Annotated in this window: 9 protein-coding genes; 1 reads left to right on the top strand and 8 read right to left on the bottom strand. The window is 39.1% G+C overall.

From position 1 onward, the window contains the following. Window positions 1-7 precede the first annotated feature (7 nt). From CWB66_RS05065 to CWB66_RS05030, 8 genes are all read right to left on the bottom strand, one after another. The gene (locus CWB66_RS05065; RefSeq protein WP_138584555.1) at window positions 8-376 is read right to left on the bottom strand and encodes a GNAT family N-acetyltransferase; all 369 of its coding nucleotides are present in this window, start codon (window positions 374-376) and stop codon (window positions 8-10) included. Window positions 377-599: 223 nt separating this feature from the next. Next, on the bottom strand, window positions 600-1,034 hold the full coding sequence (locus tag CWB66_RS05060; RefSeq protein WP_138584554.1) for a GNAT family N-acetyltransferase: 435 nt from the start codon (window positions 1,032-1,034) through the stop codon (window positions 600-602). 256 nt (window positions 1,035-1,290) lie between these two features. Beyond that, a complete protein-coding gene (locus tag CWB66_RS05055; protein ID WP_138584553.1) occupies window positions 1,291-3,690 on the bottom strand; it encodes a glycoside hydrolase family 15 protein in 2,400 nt (799 codons plus the stop codon). A 10-nt stretch (window positions 3,691-3,700) separates the two neighbouring features. Next, entirely contained in the window at window positions 3,701-5,197 is a 1,497-nt protein-coding gene (locus CWB66_RS05050) for an MFS transporter (RefSeq protein ID WP_138584552.1), read from the bottom strand. Beyond that, window positions 5,190-7,049: an alpha-amylase family glycosyl hydrolase gene (locus CWB66_RS05045; RefSeq protein ID WP_138584551.1), complete on the bottom strand. Its 1,860-nt coding sequence runs from the start codon at window positions 7,047-7,049 to the stop codon at window positions 5,190-5,192. Before CWB66_RS05045 ends, CWB66_RS05050 begins: the two co-directional genes overlap by 8 nt. Window positions 7,050-7,142: 93 nt before the next feature. Then, window positions 7,143-8,987: a glycoside hydrolase family 13 protein gene (locus CWB66_RS05040; protein WP_138584550.1), complete on the bottom strand. Its 1,845-nt coding sequence runs from the start codon at window positions 8,985-8,987 to the stop codon at window positions 7,143-7,145. Next, the gene (locus CWB66_RS05035; protein WP_138584549.1) at window positions 8,987-10,483 is read right to left on the bottom strand and encodes a tryptophan halogenase family protein; all 1,497 of its coding nucleotides are present in this window, start codon (window positions 10,481-10,483) and stop codon (window positions 8,987-8,989) included. Before CWB66_RS05035 ends, CWB66_RS05040 begins: the two co-directional genes overlap by 1 nt. Window positions 10,484-10,592: 109 nt before the next feature. Further along, the gene (locus CWB66_RS05030; protein ID WP_138584548.1) at window positions 10,593-13,409 is read right to left on the bottom strand and encodes a TonB-dependent receptor; all 2,817 of its coding nucleotides are present in this window, start codon (window positions 13,407-13,409) and stop codon (window positions 10,593-10,595) included. A 664-nt stretch (window positions 13,410-14,073) separates the two neighbouring features. Between CWB66_RS05030 and CWB66_RS05025 the strand changes: the two genes are divergently transcribed. Further along, on the top strand, window positions 14,074-15,696 hold the full coding sequence (locus tag CWB66_RS05025) for an alpha-glucosidase family protein (RefSeq protein ID WP_138584547.1): 1,623 nt from the start codon (window positions 14,074-14,076) through the stop codon (window positions 15,694-15,696). Window positions 15,697-15,733 lie beyond the last annotated feature (37 nt).

Here is a 15,733-nt window from a genome sequence, read left to right as displayed (position 1 = left end):
TGAAAGGTCAACAGGCCCTAAGTAAAAGTAATTTACATTCGGTGTTAACAGGGGTTCGTCTAACCGATGATGAATACCACGTGTATCCTAACATAGCCCGTTTATTTATTTGGTCTGTATTATAAAAGCGAGTCGTACCTACTATTTCATCGGAATCATTGCATTTTACCGCAAACGCTATATCACCCTTTGTTCCTGCTTTAACAGCTTCTTCGACATACCTTGCCATAGCGTCAGGCGATGGAACATTGGCAAACCACAGCTTCCAAGATTCACCATCTAAAACAGCTTGTTTTAAGCCCTCAGTGTGAGTTTTATTTAATGGTTCAAGCGTAACAAACTCACCCTTTAACTCAATACTAGATAACCATTGCATGCCACGCACCTATATAATTTATTGAAAAGCCGATACATTCTAAAAATAATGCCAACAGGCTAAATTTGATAAAAATGAGCTAAATGGATAAAAACCAAACACTCTAAAACATCATTCTATGGCCACAGGGCATTCATAAGAGGCATTTAAAAAATTTATACTATCTGGATAAGTATTTGAACAATTTAACGAACTAAATCGCCCATATTTAAGCTGTTCAGCATTATAGCTTAATGAGCGCGAGCATATCTTCACCATCATCTAAGCCCACTTCTTGAAAACCAAAGCTACAATAGAATTCTTTTGCAACTGGATTATTAGGGTTGTAGCAAATTTCAATTTCTTTTAGGTTTACGGTGCTTTTAATGGTTTCAATAGCAAGCTTTAAGGCTACTCTACCGATACCTTTGTTTTGCTGTTCTTTGTCTATCATGAAACGCCAAATAGATATTTTTATTGGTGTTTCTTGAACCCACATAAAAAAACCTACCGGGGTGTTATTATGATAAATCGCTTTACAAGTGTAGCCGTCGTTATAATGAGACTCGACGAGCGACCACATATTACACGCTACGTATTCTTCTTGCTCTTTTGAAACATCCAACTCGCAGACAGATTCATAATTTGAACTATCTACTTCTTTTAGAGATATATCCATGATCTTCCTTAACTTTAACGAGCATATAGAGTTATTCGTTCAGATGTACTTATCTAGAAACTTTAACTGAGTTGTTGTTGTGATTCAATCGATACCTTTGTTTATCGCCATTTTAAAGGCGTTTAGTTGTTGTTTTTATTGTTTTTAAAAGGAGGTTTATTAACATACAATCTATTTTAAGACGTGGCTAGGCTTTAATAACAAAAAAGCCACAGCTGCTACACTGTGGCTTTTTACTTAAGAGTATAAATAAATGCTATTTTAGCGCTTGTTTAACAACGGGGTAATGATCCCATACTTGCTTGTCACTTAATGAACGTACCAGCTTAATATATTCAGCGTGAGTCCATGCCAGCGGAGTTGCTGAATTAGTCCCTTCGCCCAGTGTATACCCTGCTTTGTTTACACCAACGCCGTCCCATACTTGCTCTGGTAACATCATGCCTTCATTGGCAAATTGCTCTAGCCCTTTAACGTAACTGTTTTTAATTTCAGCTTGTTTTACGTCATTGAATGTATTACTGGCATTGGCTGCTGCAATTTCATAATGACCACGTTCGCCTGTAAAAAATGGCCATACACGTCCGCGTTGCCCAGGTGTATTACTTCCATTTTCAGCGTAATTTGTACCGGTTATTTCATCTTCCCCATAGCCATCGTTGCCATAACGACGATAACCTGCAAATGAGCCGCTACCATCGCTAAAGTTAAAGCTGTATTTTACTTGCAGATTGTTAGCGAGTGTTTCGTCATCATATTCTGGTAGCGTTTTTACAATGCTTGGTGCAAGTGCATCACGTACTCCATAGCGTACTAACTCTAAAAAGCCACCGTCCAAAATCTGTTTTTTATTAAAACCTTCTCGGCCGTTATTTGCGTTAATTGTGGTATTCGAGTTAGCATTTTCATCTTGACCAATACGGATGAAATATTCGCCATCGGTGGCTTTTGATTTTAAATTACCTTGGGTGGTAAACATCACTTTTTCGATGTCAGCGTTATAGCTTTTTGCCGTTGCTAAATAACGTTCTGCATTTTTTGTATCACCTGCCATATTCGCGATATCTGCGGCGCTAATTAAACCAGCAACAACCGCAGCGGTAGTTGATGGCGAGTAGCCACTTTGCTCTTCCCAGCGCTCTTGTTGGGTTGCCGGTGGTGTGATTTGTGTATCATTCCATAAAATTTTCGCGCGTCCACCCTCGACTAAAAAGTCCGCAGCAGGTTTTAACATACGTGCGTACCAGTCCTTAAGCTCTGCATCACTAAGTACATTTGCTTGGTGTAATTTCCACGCGAGCATAATTGGCATCGCAGTTTGATCAAGCTGTACACCCGCCCATTCAAGTTCGCCATCGACATGTGTTTTTTGTAAAAACCAGCCTGTATCGCCATTGTTACCTGGCGTTTTACTACTAACTTGTACTTTTTCAAGGTATTCAAATGCTGTTTTTGCCGTGGCTGTATCACCCAGTGCCATAAATGCCATGGCCACTTGGTAGAAATCTCGTACCCACACCGCTTTATAACCTGTTGAGCCTGTTTTAGCCGATACGGTTTCGCCCCACGGGTTAGACAACGAAGCAATAAGTGCGCCTGCGTGCGTTTTGTCTTCTTGTGCTTTTAATACCATTGCACTGGTATAAAGTAGCTTGCCGTTATCGGCCGTTTGCTCCGTCATTTTATTGATCGGAGTTAGGTTTTGTAGGTAATCTTGCCAACCAAATGCCGCACCTTTACCATTGTAGCTATCAAGTACACTTTGATAGCCTTTTGCTAATGTGTGGGCACCCTGCTCTGCACTTTGTTGCTCGCTACGTGCAAAGCTAAGTACTAAATCAAACGTGGTATTACTTTCAATACTACCAAGCTCAGCAAGTAGACTGACATTACCTGACTGCTCACCAGTATTGCTATAGCTGGTATTTAATGATTGTGACTTTTTGAGCTCGTCCAAACCATCGCTTACACCCGTAAAGCCAACCGTTTTTGCGCCAAACTCAGTACTTGCTTGCAATGTTAAGTAGTTATCATCTTGCCAAGCCACTAAACCTTGCTCTGTAGTTTTTGCAAAATCATCAAGGCCGTTATTATTAATATATGGATTTACCACAACATAGGCTTTAACGTCTTTAAGGTCGGTATTAAACATGCTACGAACAAATAAACTTTGCCCATCAGGATCGGTAAATACGTGTTTTTCAAGAGTGAATCGACCTTGTTTATCTTTACTTACTATTTTATAAGCAAGTGATAACGGACGACCTTGATCGTCTTTGTATAAATAATCAATCGTGACATCAAGATCGTCTGCTTCGCTAACAGTAAAGTCTTTTCCTGTTACCACAAATTGCATATCTTTTATTTGCGCTTGATGAATAAGGCCAAACATAGTTTCGGTGATCATGCCTTTAGCAATTGAAAACCAGACTTTTGATACTACACCTGTTGGTGCATCATTTGTGTAATGACCATTTTGGTATTGCTCGTACGATGTACCAATCCCTGTTTTACCTGCGTATGACCAAAATGGATCGTTACCTGGTGCACCAGGCGCAGTTGTTTTAGATGTTTGTAACTGATTTGTATTTTGAGCACCGCATGCAGTTAATCCAAGTGCTAATAATGAGATAGTAATTAGGTTATAGTTTTTCATTTTTTTACTCTTAATTAGAATTTTTAACGCGCATAACAGCAATGGCTGCTAATACAAAAGACGCAGCACCAATTAACAAGGCATAAATAGGCTGATTAGAAAATACATGGCGCAAAATAAGCCCTAAAATACTGGCTGCAAGTAGCTGTGGAATAACTATAAAAAAGTTAAATATCCCCATATAAACGCCCATTTTATTACTCGGTAATGAGTTACTTAGCATCGCATAAGGCAATGAGAGTATAGAAGCCCACGCAAAACCAACGCCGATCATAGGAATAAGTAACATTTTAGGGTCTGTTATAAACATAAAGCTGGCAAGGCCTAATGCGCCTAGTAATAAGTTAAAACAATGCGCGCCTTTTAAGCCCATTTTTTTAACTAAGAATGGAATGCACATTGCGGCAATAGCAGCGAAGCCATTGTAGGCAGCAAATAAAATACCGACCCAATCAGCGCCATCGTTAAACGCTTTTGATGTTGTATCGCTACTACCATAATGAAAGCTTGTTACTGCCGACGTGGTATAAATCCACATTGCAAATAAGGTAAACCAACTAAAAAATTGCACCCAAGCTAATTGCTTCATCGCAGTTGGCATTGTAAATACATCTTGCACTACTTGATAAAAGCCCCCTTGGGTTTTATTAGCCCTTTTAAGTGCCGCTGCTATCCATTGCACAATACCAAAAGCTAATAAGCCACCAGCAAGTAGGTATAACTCTTTTTCAAGCGATAAGCCCATTACTAATGCAAGGGTCGCTAAACCAAGCACCACAAAAATAATGGCACCTTTATTAAAGTTAATATCTACTAATGCGGTGTTAGTCGGTTTGGCAGTTTGCTTTTCAAATTCAGCTAATTGCTCAGGGGTGTATTCTTTAGTTTTTGCAACAGTCCACAACACGGTGGCTAGTAAAACAACGCCGCCCCAGTAAAACGAGTACTTAACTGAATCGGGTATTTCACCAATGGCTGCGGTGTTGCTCACATCAAACCAATTGGTCATCATCCATGGCAGTGCTGATGCCAAAACTGCACCAATACCAATAAAAAAACTTTGCAAACCATACCCTGTCGCACGTTGCTTTTCTGGCAAGTTATCGCCTACAAGCGCTCTAAATGGCTCCATTGTGACATTGATAGATGCATCCATAATCCACAACATACCAGCGGCAATCCACAATGTTGGCGAATGTGGCATAAGAAACAATGCAATGGTTGTTAATATTGCGCCCATAAAGAAAAATGGACGACGACGACCAAGACGACACCACGTTTTATCGCTCCAATAACCAATAATAGGTTGAACGATTAAACCGGTTAGTGGCGCTGCTACCCACAAAATAGGAATATCATCCACTTGTGCGCCAAGGGTTTGAAAAATACGGCTCACATTACCGTTTTGCAGAGCAAAACCAAATTGAATACCTAAAAAACCAAAGCACATATTCCATATTTGCCAAAAACTTAGGTTTGGTTTATTGCTGTCATAATTATTATTCATTTTTTGCCTTATTCGTTAATACCGCGCTACTAAGTGGACCTAAAGTGAGGGTGAATGAAGCGCCATTCGCATTTTTTGATACTAAAATACCGTTATTATTTTCAAGTAAATCGTGTAAAGCATCCGCTGTATCTACTTTACTTGTTTGATTTTTATTTAAAGTAACCGTTATGGTTTGCGCTTGTTCACTAAAATTACTAACAACAAAAATTGATTGATTACCTAACGAACGTGAAAAACCCACCACAGCTTCACTGCCAACCACGTTTAGCGGATGCATATCGCCGCCAACAACCGCAGGTATATCATTAAGCGCCATAATTGATTTGTAATATTGACGAAGATTGACCTGTTCAATAGTAAGGTTAGCGTCATCAAATTTGCCATTGTTCATCCATGCTTGATGCGCTGGTACGCCAATGTAATCAAAAATACTGGTGCGGGTTGGTGAGCCAAAACCTGCACTTTCAGAGCCATCTTCCCCTACATCTTGGCCAAAATATAATAAGGTGGGTGCACGGCTAATCAGGTTTGAAACCACCATGGCTGGTTTACCCCACACAGCTTTGCCTGCAAAGTCTGGGCTTGCGATACGTTGTTCGTCGTGATTTTCTAAAAAGTGCAGCATGTGCTGTTCAATATCAGTAACCTGTTGCTGCGCATCAAAAATAGTGTTTGCAGGTTGCTTGCTTTGCATAATTGCTTTTAAGGTATCGTAAAAACCGACTTTATCGTATAAATAGTCCATTTTACCTTGATGGATATAAGCACGGTACATTTGTGGGTTGTAAACTTCGGCAAGTAAAAATGCATCAGGTTTTTGCATTTTTATTGATGAGTTTAAAAAACTCCAAAATTCAACTGGCACCATTTCAGCCATGTCGTATCTAAAACCATCAACGCCTTTATCAAGCCAGTAAAGGGTGATATCTCTGAATTTATACCAACTATTAGGTAACTCTTTATTTTGCCAAAAGGCAAAATGGGCGCGGTAATCTTGGTTTGCTAACTCTTTAGGCAATATAGGAAAATCATAACTCCCATCGGGCTTTACTCCGTAGTTAACTTTAACTGTTTCGTACCAATCGTTCATATCTGGTTTTGGAGAACGAGCACCATTACCTGTCCATTTGGCGGGTGTTTCGTCAAAAAAACCATCTGCTAATGGATGATTGTTACCACCTAATACCTGATAAGTCGCCGATGCAGGCACTTGAAAAGACTGCCCAGGTACATAGTAAAAGTTATTGTTTTTATCGTACGCTTTGCTGGTGTCGTCTTGCTCACCAAAATCTTTGACACCTTTAGGCTTGGCAACAGAGTGATAATTACGTGCCACATGATTAGGCACGATATCAATAACCACTTTCATACCGTGGCTGTGAGTGCGCTCAATTAACGCACTAAATTCATCGAGTCTTCTGGCTACATTAATGGCTAAATCAGGGTTTACATCATAATAATCTTTTATTGCATACGGCGAACCTGCTCGTCCCTTTACAACATCAGGGTCGTCTTGCTTTATACCGTACTCTGTGTAATCTCCAACGAGAGCATGATGTAATACGCCGGTATACCAAACGTGCGTTGTTCCCAGCTCCTTTATACCTTTGAGGGCGACATCGTTAAAGTCGGCAAACTTACCTACGCCATTTTGCTCTATCGTTCCCCAGGGCGTGTTTGTAGTATGCGTATTACCAAATAAGCGCGTAAAAACTTGATAAACAACAGGCTTAGTTAATTCATTTTGCTTTTGTGCAATAACCTGCGTTTGCGTAACTTCATCGTCTGCACATGCATTTATAAAAAGCGCACTGCAAAACAGTACAGGTGCATACATTGTTTTTTTCATTATGTGTGTCATTTCTATGTCAGTGATAGCTTTATACTAAAGATAACAACAGCCGCCATACAGTAGCTGCATACGTATTCAGGAGCTAATTCATTATTTGTTAATAACTAATACGGTTGCGCTCATGGGTTTTAGTGTGAGTTTACTTTTAAGCATATGCGTTTCATTACTTAGTATGTCTTTAGCTTTTGTATTATGTGGTAAAACTTCTTTCATATAATCAAGTTCTTGGTTAATGGTTTGAGCATTTTTATTTAAAAACACTAAAACTGTTTGCTCATCGCTAAGTCGTGAATAACTATACACGCCATTTTTTGGGCTAAAGTGAGTTAATTTACCGTTAGTGAGCGCTGGGCTGGTTTTTCTAAAATGAAGTAAAGCAGACATCATAGTGTGCATGCTGTGTTGATCAGCTGTTAAGTCCTCACCTGTAAATGCATTTGCCTGTTGGTGTTCAAATCCACCTAGGAAATCAATGCGTATATCTCCGTGATCTTTACTTGGGGTGTTATCGAGTAGTACTTCAGTACCGTAGTAGATTTGTGGGATACCCCTTGTCGTCAATAACATGGTCATTGCCATTTTTGTTTTGGCTAAATCTTGTTTAAGCTCGGTGTAAACACGGCTCATATCATGGTTATCAGCAAATACCATAATGTTATCTGTATCTGGGTATAAAAAGTCATTGGCCAACGATTGGTATACTTTAACCCAGCCTGTACTCCAGCTTTCTTCTTCATTTAGCGCCTGAATTAACGCCTCTTGTAATGAAAAATCCATAACGCTCGGTAAGCTTGATGTATAGCCGTCTTGATTCACCTTTTTGCGCTGCCAATATGACGCGATAGCGGGATTTGAGGTCCATTCTTCACCAACAATATTAAAGTGTGGGTACTCATCCATAATGGCCTTTGTCCACGCTGTTAAAAATGCTTTATCTGAATAAGAATAAGTGTCTACACGAATCCCGCTTAAATCAGCATATTCGATCCACCACAGCGCATTTTGAATTAAATACTCGCTCAAAAGTGGCTGACGCTGATTTAAATCAGGCATGCTGGCTACAAACCAGCCATCGTTAAACTGGCGTTTATCGTACTCGCTTGCGTGTGGATCTTGAATTGTTTGGCGTGCATGGCTTGTCGCATTTTTACCATTTTCAAATTCGCCATTAAAATTGATCCAATCTTTGCTCGGTTTATCCTTCATCCATTTATGCTCAGCACCAAAGTGATTAAGCACCATATCCATAACAAGGCCAATTCCCTGCTCTTTGGCCTTTACTGAAAGCGATTTATAAAGTGAATTAGAACCCATGCGTGGATCTACGTTATAAAAATCAGTAATAGCATAACCGTGATAAGAGTGATCAGGCATGTTGTTTTCAAGCACCGGCGTTAACCATAATTGCGTAACACCTAAATCTTTTAAATATGGCAATGCGTTAATAACACCTTGGATGTCACCGCCATGTCGCCCTCCTTTAAATGTTGGATTTACTTCCTCCAACATACCGCTCACGGTATCATTTTGTTTATCGCCATTTACAAAACGGTCAGGGTTAATTAAGTACACTGTATCTTTGTTGCTAAAACCTTCTCGCTCAGCACTATTTTTTGTTCTCTCAAGTAAAGAAAAACTAAAATTGTTATTATCACTGCTATTAAATTTTAATGTTCCAACTTGAGCTGTATCGCTAATGGCTATATGTAAAAATACGTAATTAGGGTTTTCGATGCGCGTAGTATTGGTTAGCTCTACCCCTTGATAAGGTAAAAGCTTAAATTGGGTGTTTGCAATGTTTTGTTCATGCAACATCAGCGTAATTGTATTTTTTTTCATGCCCACCCACCAGTTAGAGGGCTCAACACTCAGTGCATAAGACATGCTTGGTATAGTAAATAAACAGAGTAATAGTACTTGCTGTATAAATCGCATTATGACGCCCTTTTAATACTGGCTAAAAATTCTTTGTGAGTAGGAAGTTTTTCAACTGTCGAATTTACTAGTGTTTTTAAACTAATAAACAAATCACTTAACTGCTCATTCGTTAACGAGTCAACAATTGTGCTGTAATCATCAGGCATCAAACCTTGCCCAATCATCACTTGTTGCCATGCTATTTCGGCAAATAGCTCATCGTCTTCGCGCATAACCTTACCTGTTTGATTAAATAAATTAAGTTTATGATTCAGTGAATCCGGTATGTCCATTTGCATGCATTGACGCCAAAACGCGGAGTCTTCTCGCTCAGTAAGTTTGTAATGCAAAATAATAAAATCACGAATATGCTCTATTTCAATCACGCTTTGTTTATTAAACTCGCTTGCTAACGCATCGCTAATGCCGTGGTGCGGAAATAATTTAATCAGCCGCGTAACTGCGCTTTGAATTAAATGAATGCTTGTAGATTCCAATGGCTCTAAAAAGCCACTTGATAGACCAACCGCGACTACATTTTTATGCCATTGTTTTACACGGCGGCCTGTTTTGAATTTAATGAATCGTGGCTCTGTTATTGGTTCTGCGGGTAAGCTATCAAGTAACAATTGCTTTGCGTCTTCATCCGATAAATAACGACTACAATAAACCAAGCCGTTGCCTATTCGACTTTGTAGCGGAATTTGCCATTGCCAACCGGCACTGTGCGCAATTGACCGTGTATAAGGTTTTAATTCATCGTTTGATTTTGTTTGTACTGCAATGGCACTGTCGCATGGTAAATAATGAGACCAATCTACAAATCCAGTATTGAGTGTTTTCTCGATAAGCAACGCGCGCAACCCCGTGCAATCTATAAATAAATCACCGTTGACTTGCTTATTATCATCGAGTATGAGTGTTTCTACATTACCCGTTGTTAAGCATTGCGTTACATCACTAATTTTGGCATCAATGTGTTTTACACCGCGCGATATTGCCAGCTTTTTTAAATATTCAGCGTAAAGTGTGGCATCAAAATGATATGCATAACTTAGCCCTGGTAATTGGGTATTAGGAATTGTATTTAAAGGCGCAAATTTATGTTGTTTAGCAGCTTGGTAATTAAGTGAAAAATCCCATAACTCGTCTTCACAACCTGTAATGTGCCCTTTTAACCAAAAATTATAAAAGTCACAGAACGGGAAGTTTTTTCCAATCGAGCCAAACGCATGCATATATCTGTGCGTTGGTGTTTTCCAGTTTTCGAATTCAATACCGAGTTTAATTGTTGCGTTGGTTTCGTTGATAAACTCTTGTTCGTTAATGCCTAATGCATTATTAAGCTGGATAATAGGCGGTATGGTTGCTTCGCCCACTCCCACTGTACCAATAGATGATGACTCTATTAATGTGATATTAATTACTTTACCTAACACTTTATTTAGCAGTGCTGCAGTGATCCAACCTGCGGTACCACCGCCTGCAATCACGACGTGTTTTATTGGTTTCATCTTATTATCCACGTTTTAGTAAATCAAAGTATGATTAAAAAGTTAGGTAAACTAGCTATAAAAAAGCCCTTGTAAAACAAATTACAAGGGCTTCTACACACAATTTTTATTATAGCTTGTAGCTAAAACCTAACAAGTAAGTGCGACCGTAATCTTGGTAATCACGTACTTGTAAATTGTTATCACCCGAAAGCGAAGTAAATGGTTCTTCCGTTAAGTTTTGAATTTGGAATGTAACAGATAACCCTTCAAGGCCCTGTATACCAGACTCTGCGAAATCATATCCGGTTTGAATATCCCAAATTGTTTCGCCTTTAATATCAACTTGCGTAGCCGCAAGCCCTAAGCCGTTAACATTACCTTTAAAATCAGAGCGTTTACGCATACTTGTACGCGCTTGGAAGCCATTTCTTTCGTAATAAAAAGTTAAGCTATCGATCTTCTCTGATAAACCAGGCAGTTTATATTCAGTCCCATTTTGATCTTCAATATCTTGCTCTACACCAGTATGGCTAGCAATTAAACCAAAGCCTTCAAGTGATGAACTAAATATACTCAATGGTAAAGAAAGAGATAGCTCGTAACCCCAAAGATTACCGCCGCCACCATTGACTTTACCTGAACCCGAACCTTGACTATTTGCTGGTATTTCACCTGTTGATGGATCAGCGACACCGGTCATATCTATTGCGTACTTACCGTCAAAAATCCAAGTAGAAATATCTTTATAGAAATACGCTGCAGCAAAGTAACCTTCCTCATGGAAGTAGTTTTCATAGCTTAAATCAAAACCAGTGGCTTCTTTAGGTTCAAGCTGCGGATTACCACCTGAGACACTCCAGTTATTACCATTAGAATCTTTAGTTGGGCTATATGTTGCATTAACAGAGGCATTCATTTCATCTAAACGAGCACGAGAAATAGTTTTAGCGGCACCAAAACGAATGGTTTGTTCTTCATCTATTGCAAATGATAAGTTTAAGCTAGGTAATACATGCGAGTAATCATGGCTAATGTCTGTTGGAGATACCACAACTAAACCGTTTTCGGTCGTCGCAGCAAAGCCTTGTGATGATTGCTCCGTTTTAACATAACGCACACCAATGTTACCCGAAACTGGGACCGACCCTAGTTCAGTATTAATATCCGCTTGCAAAAATAAAGCCGTTACTTGTTCTTGTACTGTCCAAGACTGCGTTTTATGTTTTTGATCTGTTAAGCTTTCTTGTAGTAGGTTGTAGTAGCCGTCTTTAACCAGACCATTAGTATCATAAGCAATCATATTACCCATACCAATGAAGTCTAAACTTGCAGTGCCCAAACGGTATTTTTCAGGTACTGAGACCATACCAGGATTATCAAGTGAAAAATCTTTCAGAGTCATAAAATAACCTTCTGACTTTTTAGTTTTTTCACGGTCACGGTACGAAAGACCAAATTTAATAGCACTTATATAATCGTTTTCAAGCACTTTGCTGGCAGCTAACTTTAATGTTTGAAGCTCATCATTAATTTCTGGCGCGTTGATGAAGCCATCTTGTGCTGTATTTTGGTAAGGCGTATCTTTTAGACCGTATCTATCATTTAACGCAGAGCTTGCGCCCCAAGATAACGGTCCACCTAATTGAATTAAGTTATAGTCACTGTAATCAAGTTCATGGGTAAATTGCGCACCAGTATTACCACCATTAAAGGTATAACCTAAGTTATCAGCAACACCATTACTGTCTCCGCGACCAGTTCCTGAGTAGCTTTCTATACTCCAAAGCTGACGTTCTACTTCAGATACACTTGCATCAAACTCTACAGACCATGCATCATTAATGTCGTATTTTGTATTAAAACCGAATTGCTTTAGTTCAGCATTACGTTCTTCATAATCATTTCGAACAACAACACGCTGGCCTTGTTGCAGCTTAGCGCTAGTAATAAAACCAGATTCTTCGTCTACAGTAACACTGTTTGGATCTATTTTGCTTTGACCCCATGCAAATGGAATTTCAATACCGCGTAAAATTCTTTCATCAGAAAAATCAACATATAATGCATCGAATGTCATATTCAAGCGATCATTCGGAGATGCTTCTATAACAAGCATTGCTGAGTCACGATCTAATGTAGATGAACGCACATAAGGTTTAGCGCCACCTAGTATTGAGCTATATGGACCAACCGTTGTATCGTCTTTAAGCTTATTTTCAGAAATACTGTAATCAGGATAACCCCACGAATTCCAACGCTTTTCTTGGTTTGGTGAACTCATTTTGTTATACGCGAATGCCACACCAATCGTGTCGTCTGCAAATTGGTCAATATACGAAAAAGTGCCACGGAAACCTTGGTTATCGCCATCTGGGTTTAACTTGTCAAAGCTTGTTTTTTCAAGCTGACCATTAAACATAACAACACGTTCGCCTTTGCTTAAAGGCTTAACCGTTTGCATATCAATAACACCAGCGATGCCTTCGGCTTCAATACTTGCATTAGGTGTTTTATAAACAGTGACACCGCTCATAATTTCAGATGGGTAAAGGTCAAACTCTACGCCTCGGTTGTCACCAATAGACACTTGCTCACGGCCATTAAAAGTGGTCGCACTTTCATCTTCACTGAAACCACGAACACTCACACGACTCGCTCGGCCATCTAAACGTTGGGCTGTTAAACCTGGTAAACGCGCAATCGACTCAGCAATAGATGAATCTGGTAATTTACCAATATCTTCTGCCGAAATAGACTCTACAACCTGTGTTGAAAAGCGTTTAGTGTTTATAGATTCAATTAAGCTGCCACGAAAGCCTTTAACTTCGATAACCTCTACGTCATCTTTTTTTATTGTATTTTCTTGAGCAGCTACTGTTGCAAAGCTAGATATGCCTGCCGCTGTTAACGCTAAAGTTAATATACTTGGTTTGAACATAGACATGATGTTTTCCCGTTACCCATAGTGTGATACCCGCATATAGTGCTTGAGTGATAGTCAAACAAGGCGAGCTAATTTTGTTGTCAGGACGGATATTAACGCTTGGTTTATTTTATTAACAACTTTATGCATACGTATTCAGTATTAACGCCCGCTTATATATTAACATAAAATTCACAAAGAAAACCCATAACAAACTGTTTTTAATATAATAAATCTATTTAAGCCTATTCTTTAAGCAACACTAGCTTGCCCAACTTATTTGTATCAAAATGATTAATTTAATGGCATGTAAATAGTTTGAAATAAAGCGGATTTATTTTTTATTCATTTAAAAATCGCACCATCATTAAAAGATAAATTGGTAAGACCATTAATAATAAAGCATTAACTTATAATAACTTCTTATATTTCTTTAACTTAAAGCATCTAAAGCTAAATAAGTATAAGACAATCCATTATTGGTAAGTAATATTACTGCTAATTAAGGTGATTCCATATGCTGTTTAGCACTTAAATAAGGTGCTTTAGAGTCGCTTATTTATGTGCATACGTATGCAAGCTTTTTACAGGGTCACAGGCTTCACGTATGCTTTTTGCAAATAACGTGATTAAGCCTAATCACAGAAGAATAGTTTAAATACTGTATAGAATAACGGAGTAAAGCATGACCCAAAAGCAGTGGTATAAAGGTGCGGTTATTTACCAGGTTTATCCGCGTAGCTTCCAAGATAGCAACAACGATGGCATTGGTGATTTAAAAGGAATAATTAATCGTATTGATTATATTAAAAGCCTTGGTGTTGATGCTATTTGGATTTCACCATTTTTTAAGTCGCCAATGAAAGACTTTGGCTACGATATTAGTGATTATCGCGACATTGACCCGCTTTTTGGTGATTTAAACGATTTTGATGAACTAATAAGCCAAGCTCATGATCGTAATATAAAAATAATTATAGATCAGGTATTAAGCCACACGTCTGATCAACACCAATGGTTTTTAGACAGCCGCGATAATTTAACCAACGACAAAGCCGATTGGTATGTATGGGCAGATGCCAAAGAAGATGGAACAGCACCTAATAACTGGCTTTCTATTTTTGGTGGGGGGGCTTGGCAGTGGGAGCCTCGTCGCGGGCAATACTACTTGCATAACTTTTTAACCGAACAGCCGGATCTTAACTTTCATAATCCAGATGTAAGAAAAGCGGTGCTTGATAATGTAGAGTTTTGGCTTAAAAAAGGCGTTGATGGATTTAGACTCGATGCCATTAATTTTTGCTACCACGATGCATTACTTCGCGATAATCCAGCAAAACCAAAAGAAAAACGCCAAGGGCGTGGTTTTAGTGAAGATAACCCGTATGCGTTTCAGTACCATTACTATAATAATACGCAGCCAGAAAACATTGCATTTATGCAAGATATTCGTGCATTACTTAATAAATACCCGGGTACTGTATCGCTTGGGGAAATATCGTCAGAAGATTCATTAGCAACGATGGCAGAATATACCCAAGGCGGCGATAAGCTGCACATGGGTTATAGCTTTGAGCTATTAACAAATGATTATTCAAGTGAATATATTAGAACTACGGTTCAAACACTTGAGCAGCGTATGCTTGAGGGCTGGCCATGCTGGGCATTTAGTAATCATGACGTAGAGCGCGTAGCAAGCCGCTGGAGTGAAAATGGCGAAATTAACCCTCAGCAATGTAAAATGTTAACTGCCCTACTTGCTTCTCTTCGCGGAAGTGTCTGTATGTACCAAGGGGAAGAATTAGGGTTAGGTGAGGCAAGTGTTGCCTTTGAAGACTTGCAAGACCCTTACGGCATAACATTTTGGCCTAATTTTAAGGGACGCGACGGATGCAGAACGCCAATGCCTTGGGAACACACTGGATCGCACCACGCTGGTTTTAGTGAGGCAAAGCCTTGGCTTCCGGTCGATGATGCACATAAACAACAGTCAGTCGCAATACAAATAAATGACAGTAACTCAATTTTAAATGCATATCGTGAGTTTATGACTTGGCGCAAAAACCAAGCCGTTTTACTTGAAGGTGATATTGAGTTTATTGAAACACCTGAGCCTGCACTTGCCTTTTATAGAACACTGGGCTCGCAAAAAATGTTGTGTGTATTTAACTTAAGTTCGCAGCAAGCAAGCATCAATATGCCAGTATCAGTTGTTACACAATACACAGAGCTTAGCCACCATAATGCTAAGCTTAGCAATAATCTACTAACTCTTGAGCCTTACGCTTGTTATTACGCTAAGTGCTAATTATACCAATTTTATAAAAAACATGATCATTCTAGCG

The organism is Pseudoalteromonas sp. S558 (assembly GCF_005886635.1).
GTDB lineage: Bacteria > Pseudomonadota > Gammaproteobacteria > Enterobacterales > Alteromonadaceae > Pseudoalteromonas > Pseudoalteromonas aliena.
Note: the sequence above shows the minus strand (reverse complement) of the source record. Positions and strands in the feature narration are given on the sequence as shown.

Excerpts from the sequence above, each read along its gene's own strand:
- CWB66_RS05065 (WP_138584555.1), bottom strand. The coding sequence starts at position 376 with ATGCAATGGTTATCTAGTATTGAGTTAAAGGGTGAGTTTGTTACGCTT.
- CWB66_RS05060 (WP_138584554.1), bottom strand. The coding sequence starts at position 1,034 with ATGGATATATCTCTAAAAGAAGTAGATAGTTCAAATTATGAATCTGTC.
- CWB66_RS05055 (WP_138584553.1), bottom strand. The coding sequence starts at position 3,690 with ATGAAAAACTATAACCTAATTACTATCTCATTATTAGCACTTGGATTA.
- CWB66_RS05050 (WP_138584552.1), bottom strand. The coding sequence starts at position 5,197 with ATGAATAATAATTATGACAGCAATAAACCAAACCTAAGTTTTTGGCAA.
- CWB66_RS05045 (WP_138584551.1), bottom strand. The coding sequence starts at position 7,049 with ATGAAAAAAACAATGTATGCACCTGTACTGTTTTGCAGTGCGCTTTTT.
- CWB66_RS05040 (WP_138584550.1), bottom strand. The coding sequence starts at position 8,987 with ATGCGATTTATACAGCAAGTACTATTACTCTGTTTATTTACTATACCA.
- CWB66_RS05035 (WP_138584549.1), bottom strand. The coding sequence starts at position 10,483 with ATGAAACCAATAAAACACGTCGTGATTGCAGGCGGTGGTACCGCAGGT.
- CWB66_RS05030 (WP_138584548.1), bottom strand. The coding sequence starts at position 13,409 with ATGTCTATGTTCAAACCAAGTATATTAACTTTAGCGTTAACAGCGGCA.
- CWB66_RS05025 (WP_138584547.1), top strand. The coding sequence starts at position 14,074 with ATGACCCAAAAGCAGTGGTATAAAGGTGCGGTTATTTACCAGGTTTAT.